General features: G+C 66.9%; 16 protein-coding genes and 4 pseudogenes. 1 reads left to right on the forward strand and 19 read right to left on the reverse strand.

Translation table 11 applies throughout. The features are described 5' to 3' along the window. Window positions 1-98 precede the first annotated feature (98 nt). Genes V8F63_RS12640 through V8F63_RS12650 form a run of 3 tightly spaced genes read right to left on the reverse strand, consistent with a single transcriptional unit; the run spans window position 99 to window position 1,155 of the window. The gene (locus V8F63_RS12640; protein ID WP_392353480.1) at window positions 99-311 is read right to left on the reverse strand and encodes a hypothetical protein; all 213 of its coding nucleotides are present in this window, start codon (window positions 309-311) and stop codon (window positions 99-101) included. After that, the gene (locus V8F63_RS12645; protein WP_392353481.1) at window positions 308-631 is read right to left on the reverse strand and encodes a hypothetical protein; all 324 of its coding nucleotides are present in this window, start codon (window positions 629-631) and stop codon (window positions 308-310) included. Before V8F63_RS12645 ends, V8F63_RS12640 begins: the two co-directional genes overlap by 4 nt. Further along, a complete protein-coding gene (locus tag V8F63_RS12650) occupies window positions 628-1,155 on the reverse strand; it encodes a ubiquinol-cytochrome C chaperone family protein (protein ID WP_025977061.1) in 528 nt (175 codons plus the stop codon). The genes V8F63_RS12645 and V8F63_RS12650 overlap by 4 nt, the downstream gene beginning before the upstream one ends. 90 nt (window positions 1,156-1,245) lie before the next feature. On the opposite strand from V8F63_RS12650, the gene bamE reads away from it, so the two are divergent. After that, the gene (bamE, locus tag V8F63_RS12655; protein ID WP_025977062.1) at window positions 1,246-1,725 is read left to right on the forward strand and encodes an outer membrane protein assembly factor BamE; all 480 of its coding nucleotides are present in this window, start codon (window positions 1,246-1,248) and stop codon (window positions 1,723-1,725) included. Window positions 1,726-1,842: 117 nt separating this feature from the next. On the opposite strand, the gene V8F63_RS12660 is transcribed toward bamE, so the two are convergent. The 16 genes and pseudogenes from V8F63_RS12660 to V8F63_RS12735 all read right to left on the reverse strand — a co-directional run bounded on the left by V8F63_RS12660 (window position 1,843) and on the right by V8F63_RS12735 (window position 14,396). Further along, window positions 1,843-3,993, reverse strand: coding sequence for a sodium-translocating pyrophosphatase (locus tag V8F63_RS12660; protein WP_392353483.1), 2,151 nt, complete (start codon window positions 3,991-3,993; stop codon window positions 1,843-1,845). 173 nt (window positions 3,994-4,166) lie between these two features. Then, complete coding sequence (locus V8F63_RS12665) at window positions 4,167-4,295, reverse strand: hypothetical protein (protein ID WP_392353485.1); 129 nt, start codon at window positions 4,293-4,295, stop codon at window positions 4,167-4,169. Beyond that, a complete protein-coding gene (locus tag V8F63_RS12670) occupies window positions 4,277-4,588 on the reverse strand; it encodes a hypothetical protein (protein WP_392353487.1) in 312 nt (103 codons plus the stop codon). The genes V8F63_RS12665 and V8F63_RS12670 overlap by 19 nt, the downstream gene beginning before the upstream one ends. Before the next feature lie 40 nt (window positions 4,589-4,628). After that, entirely contained in the window at window positions 4,629-5,546 is a 918-nt protein-coding gene (gene thiL, locus V8F63_RS12675; protein ID WP_392353488.1) for a thiamine-phosphate kinase, read from the reverse strand. Between the two features lie 57 nt (window positions 5,547-5,603). Further along, window positions 5,604-6,097: pseudogene (gene nusB / locus V8F63_RS12680) on the reverse strand (transcription antitermination factor NusB). Between the two features lie 38 nt (window positions 6,098-6,135). Then, the gene (ribH, locus tag V8F63_RS12685) at window positions 6,136-6,597 is read right to left on the reverse strand and encodes a 6,7-dimethyl-8-ribityllumazine synthase (protein ID WP_392353489.1); all 462 of its coding nucleotides are present in this window, start codon (window positions 6,595-6,597) and stop codon (window positions 6,136-6,138) included. Beyond that, complete coding sequence (gene ribB / locus V8F63_RS12690; protein ID WP_392353491.1) at window positions 6,594-7,730, reverse strand: 3,4-dihydroxy-2-butanone-4-phosphate synthase; 1,137 nt, start codon at window positions 7,728-7,730, stop codon at window positions 6,594-6,596. The genes ribH and ribB overlap by 4 nt, the downstream gene beginning before the upstream one ends. Continuing rightward, the gene (locus V8F63_RS12695; RefSeq protein WP_392353493.1) at window positions 7,727-8,317 is read right to left on the reverse strand and encodes a riboflavin synthase; all 591 of its coding nucleotides are present in this window, start codon (window positions 8,315-8,317) and stop codon (window positions 7,727-7,729) included. The genes ribB and V8F63_RS12695 overlap by 4 nt, the downstream gene beginning before the upstream one ends. A 77-nt stretch (window positions 8,318-8,394) precedes the next feature. Beyond that, window positions 8,395-8,796: a RibD family protein gene (locus V8F63_RS12700; protein ID WP_392353495.1), complete on the reverse strand. Its 402-nt coding sequence runs from the start codon at window positions 8,794-8,796 to the stop codon at window positions 8,395-8,397. An 86-nt stretch (window positions 8,797-8,882) separates the two neighbouring features. Beyond that, window positions 8,883-9,149: a RibD family protein gene (locus tag V8F63_RS12705; protein WP_392353497.1), complete on the reverse strand. Its 267-nt coding sequence runs from the start codon at window positions 9,147-9,149 to the stop codon at window positions 8,883-8,885. After that, window positions 9,149-9,619 (reverse strand): annotated as a pseudogene (gene nrdR / locus V8F63_RS12710) (transcriptional regulator NrdR). The gene V8F63_RS12705 and the pseudogene nrdR overlap by 1 nt, the downstream one beginning before the upstream one ends. Before the next feature lie 12 nt (window positions 9,620-9,631). Continuing rightward, a pseudogene (glyA, locus tag V8F63_RS12715) lies at window positions 9,632-10,925 on the reverse strand (serine hydroxymethyltransferase). Between the two features lie 69 nt (window positions 10,926-10,994). Then, window positions 10,995-11,180, reverse strand: a complete 186-nt coding sequence (locus V8F63_RS12720) for a DUF6898 family protein (protein ID WP_253121449.1) — start codon at window positions 11,178-11,180, stop codon at window positions 10,995-10,997. Next, window positions 11,177-12,402: pseudogene (gene hemA, locus V8F63_RS12725) on the reverse strand (5-aminolevulinate synthase). The gene V8F63_RS12720 and the pseudogene hemA overlap by 4 nt, the downstream one beginning before the upstream one ends. A gap of 271 nt (window positions 12,403-12,673) precedes the next feature. Then, window positions 12,674-13,570, reverse strand: coding sequence for a 3-hydroxyisobutyrate dehydrogenase (gene mmsB / locus V8F63_RS12730; protein WP_278068980.1), 897 nt, complete (start codon window positions 13,568-13,570; stop codon window positions 12,674-12,676). Window positions 13,571-13,652: 82 nt separating this feature from the next. After that, window positions 13,653-14,396 carry a hypothetical protein gene (locus tag V8F63_RS12735; protein WP_392353499.1) on the reverse strand — a complete coding sequence of 248 codons (744 nt, stop codon included), beginning with the start codon at window positions 14,394-14,396 and terminating at the stop codon, window positions 13,653-13,655. Between the last annotated feature and the right edge of the window lie 69 nt (window positions 14,397-14,465).

Below are 14,465 nucleotides of genomic sequence, written 5' to 3' on the forward strand. Positions count from 1 at the left end.
AGTGAAAATCGACTCCGTCGCCGTCTTGCCGCGGCGCATCAGTTTAAGGCGAGCGGACGAAAATGTCGCACCGTGGATGAGGCTTGAGCGACCTTAGGTCAACTCTTGTCGGTCTGGCCGTTTGGCTTAAGCGCCTTGAGCACGCCAAAGGGCGAGATTTCTCCGGGCTCCGGCGGCTGTTGGAACACCGCGCCTTCCTTGCGGGGGTAGGGATCCAGATGCAGAGCCAGTTGCTCGACGGCATACTGGCCCAGGTCGATCTGACCATTCTCCACCACGTCGGCCGAGTCGTCGTCGAGCCTCGAGATCAATCTCGCCTTCCTCGTTGGCCTGAATCTCGGGCCGTTTCGGTCAGGTTGATCGAGAACTTCTCGTCGATGGCGACAGGCAGCGGCTCTAGCGTCAGGACACACGCCTGAACGGCGTCAGCCTGGACCCGGCCTTCCATGCGCCAACCCGACACGGTGGGGACGATCTCCATATCGGCGACGAATCGGTCGAGCGACTTCAGGCTCAACGCCCGCGCGATCCGCGCGCGCGCTGCGTCGTCCGGTTCCAGCCGACGGCTCAGGGAAACGCCGACCTGATGCAGGCGGATAGGTTCGCTATAGGGGAGAGCAGGAAGGGTCATGCGACGATCATCGCCCAGTCCGGCGCCTTTTCCACGGCGGCCGACGGCTGTCGGGCCAGCCTTTCATGCGAATCGATGGTGTAGCGCGCCAGGGCCGCGCCAGCGGCGGCGTCTTCGCTCTCAAAGACATTGCGGGCGATCGAGGCCTGAAGGCCCTCGTGATCCCCTGCCCTCAGCGCCTTTTCATAGGCGCTCATGCGGCCATAGAGGGCTTCGCCCAGCTTGCGCATCTTCTTGCCCACCGAGACATCGCCCACGCCCAGTTCGCGCAGCACGTTGTCCAGCGCCGACACATAGGCGTCGAACAGCTTCTGGGACAGGTCAGCGCCACGCTCTCCGTCCTGCTTCAGCCGCACGAACAGCAGCAGCACATGCAGGGTGTAGAGTTCGAAACGCGCGTCGATGCGGTCCGCAACGCCCAGGCGCGTGTAAAAATCAGGCTGGCGGGCCTGATCGACGGCCAGGGCGTACAGGGCCTGGACATGGCGATCTTGCGTCTGGCGCTTGAAGAGTGTCTTGAACATAGGATTTCACGGCCCCTTTTCCGCCGCGCCGTTGCACTAGGACGCAGCGACGGTTAGGTCAAAGACCTTATTTCTTGAGGCCCATCGCCGATGCCCCGTTTTACGTCGCTCATCATCGCCGCCTCGCTCGCCGCCGCCGCCGGCGCCTGCGCGCCAGTCGTCGCCACCCAGGGCTTTCAGGCCGTGGACGTCAAACCTCAGGATATCGAGGCTGGCGTCGACACGCGGGAGACCGTGCTGACAAAGCTGGGCACGCCCTCCACGGCCTCGACCTTTGAGGCGGAGAACGTCTGGTACTATCTGACCCAGACGACCCAGCGCTACACCTACAACAAGCCGAAGGTGTCGCAGCGCACGGTGACGGAGATCACCTTCAACGAGGCGGACGGCAAGGTCGCCACGGTGCGCAATCTGGGCCTGGAAGACGGCCGCCAGATCGCCATGGAGAGCCGCGAGACCCCGACGCGCGGCCGCCAGCTGACCATCCTCGAGCAACTGCTCGGCAACGTCGGCCGCGGCCAACTGCCGCGCACCGAAGACGACGTTCCTGGTCAGCGCCGCCCGGACTAACGGCCACAGCATACAGTCGCCCTAAAGCCGCGAGCGACCGCGTCGCGAGCATAGGGCGCAAAAGATAACGCCCCGGAGATCGCTCTCCGGGGCGCTTTCAGTTCCAGCTGAGCGCTGTCAGACGATCTTGCCGCTCGCCAGCACCGCCAGCAGCAACAGCGCCACGATGTTGGTGACCTTGATCATCGGGTTCACCGCCGGGCCGGAGGTGTCCTTGTAGGGATCCCCCACAGTGTCGCCGGTGACGGCGGCCTTGTGCGCTTCCGAGCCCTTGCCGTGAACCACGCCGTTTTTGTCAGTGAAGCCTTCCTCGATCAGCTTCTTGGCGTTGTCCCAGGCGCCGCCGCCCGACGTCATGGAGATGGCGACGAACAGGCCCGTCACGATCACCCCCATCAGCATGGCCCCCAGCGCAGCGAAGGCGTTGGCCTTGTCCGGCTGGATGAACAGGATGACGACGAACAGGACGATCGGCGAGAGCACCGGCAGCAGGCTGGGCACGATCATCTCGCGGATGGCCGCGCTGGTCAGGATGTCCACCGCCTTGCCGTATTCCGGCTTCGTCTCGAACGTCATGATTCCGGGGTTCTCGCGGAACTGACGACGCACCTCGGCCACGACGGCCTCGGCGGCGCGGCCCACCGCCGTCATCGCCAGCCCTCCGAACAGGAAGGGCAGCAAGCCGCCGAACAGCAGGCCGACCACGACATAGGGGTTGGACAGATCGAACGCGACCTCCCCCAGACCGTAGAAGAAGCTGCCCGGCTGAGCCTCGGCTGCGAAGAACTTCAGGTCCTCCACATAGGCGGCGAACAGAACCAGCGCCCCCAGGCCTGCTGAACCGATGGCGTAGCCCTTGGTCACGGCCTTGGTGGTGTTGCCCACGGCGTCCAGGGCGTCGGTCGAGACGCGCACTTCCGGCGGCAGGCCCGCCATCTCGGCGATGCCGCCCGCGTTGTCCGTGACCGGTCCGAAGGCGTCCAGCGCCACGATCATCCCCGCCACGCCCAGCATGGTCGTGGTGGCGATGGCGATGCCGAACAGGCCCGCCAACTGGAAGGCCGCGACGATGCCGACGATGATGGTCAGGGCCGGAAGCGCCGTGGATTCCAGCGACATGGCCAGGCCCTGGATCACGTTGGTGCCGTGCCCCGAGACCGAGGCGTTGGCCACCGACTTCACCGGACGGAAGCCCGTGCCGGTGTAGTATTCGGTGATGACCACGATGGCCGCCGTGACCAGCAGGCCGACGACGCCGGCCCAGAACAGGCTCATCGGCTGAATCAGCAACCCGCCCGAGGTTTCGACCGCCCCCGGTAGAAGCTGGTTGATCACCCACCAGACGGCGACCAGCGACAGCAGGCCGGTCACGATCAGCCCTTGATACAGGGCCCCCATGATGTTGCCGCTCTTGCCCAGACGGACGAAGAAGGTGCCGATGATCGACGTCACGATGCAGACGCCGCAGATCGCCAGCGGCAGCAGCATCAGCACGTCGACATAGGGCTGGTTGCGGAAGAAGATGGCCGCCAGCACCATGGTCGCCACCGTGGTGACGGCATAGGTTTCGAACAGGTCGGCGGCCATGCCGGCGCAGTCGCCGACGTTGTCGCCCACATTGTCCGCGATGGTGGCGGCGTTGCGGGGGTCGTCCTCAGGGATGCCGGCCTCGACCTTGCCGACCATGTCGCCGCCGACGTCGGCCCCCTTGGTGAAGATGCCGCCGCCCAGTCGCGCGAAGATGGAAATCAGAGAGGCGCCGAAGCCCAGCGCCACAAGGCCGTCGATGACCTCGCGGCTGGTGGAGGCGTGGCCCATTCCCTGGGTCATGAAGGCGTAGTAGCCGGACACGCCCAGAAGAGCGCCGCCCGCCACGAACATGCCGGTGATGGCGCCGGAGCGGAAGGCCAGGTCTAGTCCTTTGGACAGGCTCTGCGATGCGGCCTGGGCCGTGCGGACGTTGGCGCGCACGGAGATCAGCATCCCCGCATAGCCCGCCGCGCCCGACAGGACGGCGCCGATCAGGAAGCCGAGCGCCGCCCAGATCCCGATAAGAAAAAAGGCCGCGACCAAGATCACGACCCCTACAATGCCAATCGTTGTGTACTGACGCTTCAGATAGGCGGATGCCCCTTCCTGAATCGCCGCGGCGATCTCACGCATCCGTTCATTACCACTGTCGGCCTTCATCAGGGCGGCGGTCTGGACGGCTCCGTAAAGCACCCCCAAAGCGCCGGCCGCGATGACCAGCCAAAGATATGACGTCATGGCGTTTCCAAGCCCTATGCAACTAGACGCGCGGATCCATGGGCTGCGCTACGGGCGTTGTCGCCTCTCGGCCGCCTTCCGGTCCCCCGTGCGCTTACAGACGTAAATTCACGCCCCTCGGGAATTGCGGCTAAATCGTGCCAAAAGCAGAGCCGTGGCGCAACAGCGCTCTTTCAGAGGGCGCGCACAGTCGTGCGGCGGCGCGCGGCCTGGCTGACGACCTCGACACGGGCGATCGCCCCCTTGCCGATCAGGCTGTCGGCCGAGCGGATCAGGCTGGCGCTCAGCGCTGCGGCGTCCAACTGATTCCAGTCGTCTGCGAGGACGAAGGGGTCCGGTGCCCGGCGCGGACAAGGGCGTCGCGCAGATAGGGCTCCTTAGCCCTTACCGCATCCAGGGTTTGGCCCTCGCCCAGATACAGTTTCAGTTCTGCAAAGACGTAGTTGCGGACGCGGCCGCCCACGATGATCGGCAGGCCCACGCCGGTGAGGTTAAAGCTCGCGGGCTCGGCGGGCGTTTCCGCTGAGGGCGAGGCGAGCGCCGAACCCGACAGGGCGGCGCCGGCGAAGGCGAGGATCAGGGCGCGGCGGTTCATGAATTCAGTCTGGCCGTGCCCGGTTAGGATTCCGTTGCGCTCAGCCGTGGGTCCAGCCGGTGCGGGTCGGGGTGATGGCCTGCCCCAGATAGCGCGGGGACAGTCCCCTGCCCTCGGTCACGCGGCCGATGCAGGTCAGGCGCAGGTGGCGGCGCTCGGCCTCGCGGCGCAATGCGTTCTCGGCGCCCGCCGGGACGGTCAGCAAGATCTCATAGTCGTCGCCGCCGCTGGCCAGCAGCTCCAGCGCCGCCTGAGGGTCGACACGCCCCTCGAACCAGGCCTGGGCCGCCGCTGACATCGGCAGCACCTCCAGATCGATCTCGAGTCGCACGCCGCTGGCTTCGGCGATGTGGGCAGCGTCGGCCAGAAGGCCGTCGGACACGTCGGCGCTGGCCGTGGCGAGGCCCAGAACGACGGGCGCGAACTCCACGCGCGGCATGGGGGTGCGATAGGCGGCCTCCAGCGCGTCCATGCGTTCGGGCTCCAGCGTCAGGGTCGCCTGGGCGGCCTGAAGGCCCAGCCAACCGTCGCCGATGGTTCCGGTGACGAAGACCAGATCGCCCGCCCGCGCGCCCGCCCGGCTGACCGCCGCGCCTGACGGCGCCCAGCCCATCATTGTGGCCGAGAAACTGGCCGGGCCCGGCGTCTTCACCGTGTCGCCGCCCAGCAGGAAAATGTCGAAAATGGCCTGATCGCGCCGCAGCCCGGCGACGAAAGCCTCGCGCTCGGGCCAGCCGCAGCGCTCTGACCAATGACAGGCCAACAGGTAGCCGAAGGGCTCGGCGCCCTTGGCCGCCAGATCGGACAGGTTCACGCGCAAAAGCTTCTGCGCCACCGTGTCCAGCGGGTCGTCGGGCAGGAAGTGGACGCCCTCGACGATCGCGTCCTTGGTCAGAACCAGGTCGTGTCCCGGTCGCGAGGGCAGCGCGGCCACGTCGTCGGCCAGCCCCTCGCCCATTCCGGGTGCGCCAGCGGCTTCAGCAGCCGCTGGATGGTCTCGAATTCACCCGCGACGTCAATCGCGGGCATCGCGCGCCACGCCGTCCAGCGCCGCGTTCACGAACTTCGCCTCCGCGTCGTCGAAGAAGGCCTTGGCCAGTTCGACGTACTCGTCGATGACGATTTCACGCGGCACGTCCGGCTTGTGCTTCAGCTCCCACGCGCCGCAGCGCAGCAGAGCCCGCAGCGTGGCGTCCAGACGCTCCAGCCGCCAGTTGGAGGCCAAGCGCGCCTTGATCGCCTCATCGATGCCGCGCTGATCCTCGACCACGCCGTGGACGATCTCGGAGAACCAGTCCTCGTCAGCCTCGGCCAGAGGGCGCCGTCGATGTCGGCGTCGAAGCGGTGATTGCGGAACTCGCGCACGACGCTGTCGACGCCCTCGCCCGCCAGCTCCATCTGATACAGGGCCTGAACGGCGGCCAGACGGGCGACCGTGCGGGCGCGGCGTTGGCGGCTGGTCAGCTGCGGCTCGGCGCGGGCTTTTTCAGCCTCGGCCAGTTGAGCCATGACTTCGGCGACGGTCGCCGGGGCGCTGGTCGGTTCGGTCACGAGGCCAGGCCCCCACGCAGGCGTTTACGGATAGAGATCAGGTCCAGGCAGGCGCGGGCGGCGAAGCCGCCCTTGTCGCCCTCGCTGAGGCGGGCGCGGGCCCAGGCCTGCTCCTCGTCCTCGGTCGTCAGGATGCCGTTGCCGATAGCCACGCCCTTGAGGCCCAGGTGGCGGATGCCGGCGGCCGACTGATCCGAGACGATCTCGAAGTGGTAGGTCTCGCCGCGGATCACGCAGCCCAAGGCGACATAGCCGTCGTAGCGCGGCGCGGTCGGATAGCGCCCGGCCTCCTCGGCCATGGCGATCACGGTCGGCACTTCCAGAGCGCCGGGCACGGTCACGACGTCATACTGGACGCCTTGCGCGCGCAGGGCGTCCTTCGCCCCTTCCAGAAGGGCGTCGGCCAGTTCGTCGTAGAAGCGCGCCTCAACGATGAGGACGCGAGTGGGGTCGTTCAAGATTGGTCTTCTCCGTCCATGTCGCGCCAGCCGACGATGCGCAGGCCATAGCCTTCAAGCGCCGTCGGATTGGGTCGCGTCGAACTCATCACGATCATGTCTTTGACGCCGAGGTCGAGCAGAATCTGCGCCCCGACGCCATAGGCTTTCAGCGAGCGATCCGCCGCCGCGGGCTTGGCCACGCCGCCGAGCCGTTCGGCCAGGCCATGCAGGTCGGGGTCGCGCAGGAAGACGACGACGCCCGGGCCGTCATGGGCCGCCAGCGCCTGCATCGCCTTCGGAATATAGTCCTGGCGGGCCTCGACATGGCCCAGCAGGTCGGCGGCGAAGTCGATCTGGTGCATGCGCACGACAGTCGGCTTGGCCGGATCGATATCGCCGCGCACCAGCGCGACGTGCTCCGCGCCCTCGATGGTGTTGCGGTAAAGGATCAGCTTGAACGGCCCGCCGTGGACGCTCTCGAACGGCGTCTCCAGCACACGCTCGACAAAGCGCTCGGTGCGGCGGCGATAGGCGATAAGGTCGGCGATGGTGCCGATCTTCAGCCCGTGCAACTGGGCGAAGGCGATGAGATCAGGCATCCGCGCCATCTCGCCGTCGTCCTTGATGATCTCGCAGATCACCCCGGCGGGGATCAGGCCGGCCATGCGGCTGATGTCCACAGCGGCCTCGGTGTGGCCGGTGCGCACCAGGACGCCGCCGTCGCGCGCGACCAGCGGGAAGATGTGGCCCGGCGAGACGATGTCGTCGGCGGTGCGCGACGGGTCGGCGGCCACCTGGACCGTGTGAGCGCGGTCAGCGGCCGAGATGCCGGTCGTGACGCCTTCCTTGGCCTCGATCGAGATGGTGAAGGCCGTGCCCATGCTCTCGCGGTTCTCGGCGGCCATCGGCGGCAGGCGCAACTGCTTGGCGCGCTCGGCCGTCATGGCCAGGCACACCAGGCCGCGCGCATAGCGGATCATGAAGTTGATCTGTTCCGGCGTGGCGAACTGGGCCGGAATGACGATGTCGCCCTCGTTCTCGCGGTCCTCGGCGTCCACCAGGATGTAGGGGCGGCCGTTGCGGGCGTCCTCGATAATGTCCTCGATCGAGCTGATCGGGCTGTCGGTATTGTGGACGGCCAGTTTCATCATGCGGTCTCCTGCCACCGCGCGAGGTAACGCGCCAGCATGTCGATCTCCAGATTGACCTTTTCGCCGACCTTCAGGCCGCCGAGGGTGGTCGCATTCCACGTATGCGGGATAATGTTCACGTCGAAGCGGCGCTCATGCACCCCATTCACCGTCAGGGAAACCCCATCGACCGTGATTGAGCCCTTTGGGGCGATGAATCTGTGCAGGGGCGCGGGCGCTTCGATCACGATGCGGTGCGAGCCGCCTTCGGGCGTGATCGAGATCACTTCACCCAGACCATCGACATGGCCCGAGACGATATGGCCGCCCAGTTCGTCGCCCAGCTTGGCGGCGCGTTCCAGATTGATGCGGCTGCCCTCGCTCCAATCGCCCAGCTTGGTCTTGGACAGGGTCTCGCCCGACACCTCGACGGCGAACCAGCCCTCGCCCTTTTCCGTCACCGTCAGGCAGCAGCCCGCGTGGCTGATGGAGGCGCCCAGGTCGATTCCGGCCGTGTCCCACACGGTCTCGATCTCATAGCGACGGTCGCGGTCGGTTTGGCGGACGCTGCGGACGCGGCCGATGTCGGTGACGATGCCGGTGAACATGAAAGCTCCGGTCCCTTCGGACCCAAAAAACAGAGTCTAATTAGTCTAATTCGTCTGAAATCGCGCCTGCGGAGGCGTCAGACCCGGGCGTAGCGTTCCCACAGGTCGTCTCCGACAGGCTCGACGCCCAGACGACGGAACTTGGGGGCGTCGGCCAGCTTTGCAAGCGCCAGGGAGGCGACGCAGGGCCTGCCCTCCCCGCCCAGCAGGATCGGGGCGCGGAACCACTCGATGGCGTCCACTGCGCCGGCATGGATGAAGGAGGCGGCGACCCGGCCCCCGCCCTCGATCAGGACTGAGGTGATGGCGCGGGCGGCGAGCGCGTCGAGGATGGCAGGGATGGCGGGGCGGCCGTCCGAGGCGGTGACGGTGATGACGTCGGCGTGGCCAATGGCGTGGGGCATGGCGGTCGTGAGGATCAGGGTGTTGCCGGATGCGACCTTGGCTTTCGCCGGGGTCCGCAGACGACTGTCGAGCACGACCCTCAACGGGCTCCTTCTCTCCTCGGGGAGAAGGTGGGCGGCGGGGCCGCTCGGATGAGGGGGCGCCGGACGCGCCCTCGACTTCAGCCGTTTCGCGTGATGACACAGCCCCTCATCCGTCTCGCTACGCGAGCCACCTTCTCCCCGAGTGGAGAAGGAAGACGGACGGTCAGTTCCGGGTCGTCGGCCAGCACGGTCTCGACGCCGACCAGAATGGCGTCATGCATCGCGCGCAGGCGGTGGCCTTGCAGACGGGCTTCGGGCCCGGTGATCCACTGGCTTTCGCCCGTGGCCGTGGCGATCCGGCCGTCCAGCGACGTGGCCAGCTTCAGGGTGACGCGCGGGCGCATCAGTCCTGGCCGGACTTGGTCTCGTCGAAACCCTCGTCTCCGAGGAATTGGCGAAATCGCTGGTGTGGCGGAAGTCCTTGTAGACCGAGGCGTAGCGGACGTAGGCGACCTCATCGACCGACTTCAGCGCCTTCATGATGAAGTCGCCGACGATGTGCGAGGGGATCTCGGTCTCGCCCAGGCTTTCCAGCTGGCGCACGATGCGGCTGACCAGAAGCTCGACCTGATCGGGCTGGACCGGGCGTTTGCGCAGCGCGATGCCCAGCGAGCGTTCCAGCTTGTCCCGATCGAAGGGTGCGGCGGCCGTTCCGTTTCAGGATGACCAGTTCGCGCAGCTGCACCCGCTCGAAGGTGGTGAAGCGCCCGTTGCATTGCGGGCACGACCGACGGCGCCGGATGGCCGCGCCGTCGTCAGACGGGCGGCTGTCCTTCACCTGGGTGTCGGCGTTTCCGCAGAAGGGGCACTTCATCCGATGGACCTCTTAGCGATAGATCGGGAAGCGCGCGGTCAGTTCGCGCACCTGAGCCGCCACGCCCGCGACGACGGCAGGATCGGCTTCGTCGCCGCCGTTCATCGACGACACGACGTCGGCGATCCAGTGGCCGATCTGCTTGAACTCTTCCTCACCGAAGCCGCGCGTGGTGCCCGCCGGGGTGCCCAGGCGCACGCCCGAGGTGACGGTGAAGGGCGCGGTGTCGAACGGCACGCCGTTCTTGTTGCAGGTCATCAGCGCCTTTTCGAGGCTCATGCTCGGTGGCCTTGCCGGTCACGCCCTTGGGACGCAGGTCGACCAGCATCAGGTGGCTGTCGGTGCCGCCCGAGACGATGGCCAGGCCGCGCTCGACCAGAACGGCGGCCAGGGCCTGGGCGTTCTTGACCACCTGCTGGGCGTAGAGCTTGAACTCGGGCTTCAGCGCCTCGCCGAAGGCCACGGCCTTGGCGGCGATGACGTGCTCAAGCGGGCCGCCCTGCAGGCCGGGGAAGACGGCCGAGTTGATCTTCTTGCCCAGATCCAGGTCGTTGGACAGGATCATGCCGCCGCGCGGGCCGCGCAGGGTCTTGTGGGTCGTGGTGGTGACGACGTGGGCGTGGGGCATCGGGTCGGGATAGGCGCCGCCGGCGATCAGGCCCGCATAGTGGGCCATGTCGACCATCAGATAGGCGCCGACCGAATCGGCGATCTCGCGGAAGCGCTTGAAGTCGATGTGGCGGCTGTAGGCCGAGGCGCCGGCCAGAATCAGCTTCGGCTTTTCCTTCTGGGCCATTTCCGCGACGTGATCATAATCAATCAGATGGTCGTCTTCATTCACCTTGTAGGTGACGGGGCGGAACCACTTGCCCGACTGGTTGGCGGGCGAGCCGTGGGTCAGGTGGCCGCCGCAGGCCAGGTCCATGCCCAGGAAGGTGTCGCCCGGCTGCAGCAGGGAGAAGAAGACGGCCTGGTTGGCCTGGGCGCCCGAGTGGGGCTGGACGTTCACATAGGCGGCGCCGAACAGTTCCTTGGCGCGCTCGCGGGCCAGGTCTTCGGTGATGTCGACGAACTCGCAGCCGCCATAGTAGCGACGACCCGGATAGCCCTCAGCGTATTTGTTGGTCAGGACGGAGCCTTGCGCGTCCAGCACCGCCTGAGAGACGATGTTTTCCGAAGCGATCAGCTCGATCTGCTCCTTCTGGCGACCAAGCTCGCCCTGAATGCCCTTGAAGATCGCCGGATCAGCATCGGCGAGGCTCTTGGTGAAATAGGAATCGTGCGTGAAGGCGGTCACTGGAGGCATCCCGGAGGCTGAAGGCTGAAACGGCGCTCCCTTCTAGGCCGCGCTGCCGAACACCACAACATCTAGGGGTCACCGCTGTGACAACGCTCGTTTCAGTTTGGCGATCGCTACGCGTTCGACCGCGCGCGGCTCGGCGGCGGGGCCTATGGCAGAGACCTCCACGCCCGTGGCCGTGTGGACGGCGGAGCATTTCACATAGGGGCCGTTTCGGACGAACTCGACGATGATCTCGCCGAGGTCAGCGCCGGCCGTCACGCCGCGACCGGACGCCGCGCCACGTTACAGTGGGACCACAGCTTGTCCATCGCATCGACCAGCTTGTCGATCATCGCATCATCATGATCGGGCGAGGGGTGAAGCGCAGGCGCTCGGTCCCCTTGGGCACGGTCGGATAGTTGATGGGCTGGACGTAGATGCCGAACTCTTCCAGCAGCATGTCCGAGATCAGCTTGCAGTGGACCGGGTTGCCGACGTGAACCGGCACGATGTGGCTGACGCTGGGCAGGACGGGAATGCCCGCCTCGGTCAGGCGGCGCTTCAGGGTGGCGGCGCGCTCCTGATGGGCCTCGCGCAGTTCGGGGTGCGCTTTCAGGTGGCGGACCGAGGCCAGCGCCCCGGCTGTCAGGGCGGGCGGCAGGCTGGTGGTGAAGATGAAACCCGAGGCCCAGCTGCGCACAGCGTCCACGATCACCGCGTCGGCGGCGATATAGCCGCCCATGACGCCGATGGCCTTGCCCAGGGTGCATTCGACGATGTCGATGCCGTCCAGCACGCCGTCGCGCTCGGCGACGCCGGCGCCGGTCGCGCCGTACAGACCCACGGCGTGGACTTCGTCCAGATAGGTCAGGGCGCCGTACTTCTTGGCCAGGGCGATGGTGCCCGCCAGGTCGGCGATGTCGCCGTCCATCGAATAGACGCTCTCGAAGGCGATCAGCTTGGGCGCGTTGACCGGCGCGGCCGCCAGCAGTTCCTCAAGGTGTTCGAGGTTGTTGTGGCGGAAGATGTGGCGTTCGCCGCCGCCGTTGCGGATTCCCGCGATCATGGAGGCGTGGTTCAGCGCGTCCGAGAAGATGATCAGGCCCGGCAAAATCTTCTGCAGCGTCGACAGCGTCGCCTCATTGGCCACATAGCCCGAGGTGAACAGCAGGGCGGCTTCCTTCTGGTGCCAGCTGGCCAGCTCGGCTTCCAGATCGACGGCCGAGCGCGTGGTGCCCGAGATGTTGCGGGTGCCCCCTGCCCCGGCGCCGCTGAGATCGATCGCCGTCTTCATCGCCTCGACCACGGCCGGATGCTGGCCCATACCGAGGTAGTCGTTCGAGCACCAGACCACCACATCCTGGTGCGTGCCGTCCGCGCGCCGACGGCGGGCAAGAGGAAATTGCCCGCGCACCCGCTTCAGATCGGCGAAGACACGGTAACGGCCTTCGCTGCGGACCTGATCCACAGAGTTCTGAAAGGCGGACTTATAGTCGAACAAGGCGGCGCTTCTTTCGCTTATGCAGCTTTGCGAGCCTAATTGCGCGCGCCGCCCGGTCTTGTCCATGTCAGGCGCAGGACAAAACGTCTCAACCCCTTAATTGATAACGGTTCTCAGCTTTGAAAAGCCCGTGATTTCCTCCCCATGCCAATGGGGAGGTGGATCGGACGCGGAGCGGTCGAGACGGAGGGGCTGCTTGGTTCTGCCGTCGTCAGGCCCCCCACCACTTCGTGGTCCCCCTCCCCATTGGCATGGGGAGGAAAGCCATGGCTCAGCTCAGCGTATCGATCCGCCCGCGCAGCATCTGGACCATGGCGGAGAAGTCCTTGCCGCCGTAGCCGAGGCCGTTGAACAGGGCGTAGAGGGCCTCGGCCTGGGCGCCCAGCGGCGTCGAGGCGCCGGCCTTGGCGGCGGCGTCCTGAGCCAGCTTGAGGTCCTTCAGCATCATGGCGGTGGCGAAGCCGCCTTCATAATCGCGGTTCGACGGGGCGGTCGGCACCGGACCGGCCCAGGGGTAGTAGCTGGTCACGCTCCAGCACTGGCCCGACGACTTGGAGGCGATCTCGAAGAAGCGCTCGGGTTCGAGCCCCAGCTTCTCGGCCAGGGCGATGGCCTCGCAGGTCCCGATCATGCTGATGCCCAGCAGCATGTTGTTGCAGATCTTGGCCGCCTGCCCGGCGCCGTGGTCGCCGGCGCGGATGGTGATGCGGCTCATCGGCTCCAGCGCCGGTTCGACGCGGGCGAAGTCGGCCTCGTCGCAGCCGACCATGAAGGCCAGGGTCCCGGCGTCAGCCGCGGCCGTGCCGCCCGAAACGGGCGCGTCGGCGAAGGCGTAGCCCGCTTCCTTGGCCAGGCCGGCGACCTTGCGCGCCGTCTCCACGTCGATGGTCGAGCAGTCCAGCAGAAGCGCGCTGGAGGGCGCCGCGCCGATGATTTGTTCGGAATAGACGCTGAGGACGTGCGGCCCGGCGGGCAGCATGGTGATGACCACCTCGGCGTCCTTCACGGCCTCGGCGACGGAACTGACGGTGCGGCATCCGGCCTCGGCGGCGCGTTCCAGCGCGGCGGGCGACAGGTCGAAGGCGGCGACGTCATGCCCGGCCTTGGCCTGATTGGCGGCCATGCCGCCGCCCATGTTGCCCAGACCGATGAAGGCGATGCGAGTCATCTGTGCGTTTCCCTTATGGATTTTGGCCGAGGGTTAGCGCCGCACGACCCGCTTCGCCAGTCACCAATTGAGACGAGACGCCTCAGTTCGGCTTGCGGAAGCGATAGACGAACTGGTCGGTCTTGCCCCGGATCGCCTCGTCAAAGACGTTCAGGCTGTGATCGTCGGCCGGGTTGGCGACAGCGGCGCTCTCGCCGTCGAAGACGAAGCCGGCGGCCTCGACCTCCTTGCGAAGCTGGGCGCCCTCGATGCGGTGCAGGGTCTCGACCACGGAGTTGGCGGCGCCGGGCGCGGCCTGGTGGTCGATGACGACATAGAGGCCGCCGGGCTTCAGCGCCTTGAAGATGTCGGCGTTCATCTTGGCCACGTCCACGCCGAAACGGGGGATGTGGAAGTCGTGATATTCCTGGCTCATGAAGACCAGATCCAGCGGCTGGTCGAAGCTCATGGCGTCCAGGTCGCCGTTGACGCGGCTGACGTTGGAATAGGCGGCGACCAGGGCGTCGGCGCGCGGGTTCTCGCGCTCGGCCGTGCGGTTGGGCACGAAGGCGTAGACGTGGCCGCCCTCGCCCACGACGCGCGCGAACAGGCGGGTGAAATAGCCCGCGCCGGGGCGGATGTCGGCGATGCGCTGGCCCGGCTTCACCTGAGCGAAGGCCAGCATCTCGGCGGGATGACGCAGGGCGTCGCGCTCGACCTCGTCGGCGGGGCGTAGAGAGTCGGCGACGGCGGCCTGATAGGCAGGCGCGGCGGCGTCCTGGGCCACAACAGGCGCGGCGCTCAGGAAGGCGGCGGCGACGGCGGCGGCGAGCAGATGCGGTTTCATGACGAATTCCTTGATCTTGCGGCTGCCCCGGTCGGGGCCTTCAGACATCATAAGGCGCGGGGTCGGAGC

The organism is Brevundimonas sp. LF-1 (genome assembly GCF_037055305.1).
Lineage (GTDB): Bacteria > Pseudomonadota > Alphaproteobacteria > Caulobacterales > Caulobacteraceae > Brevundimonas > Brevundimonas sanguinis.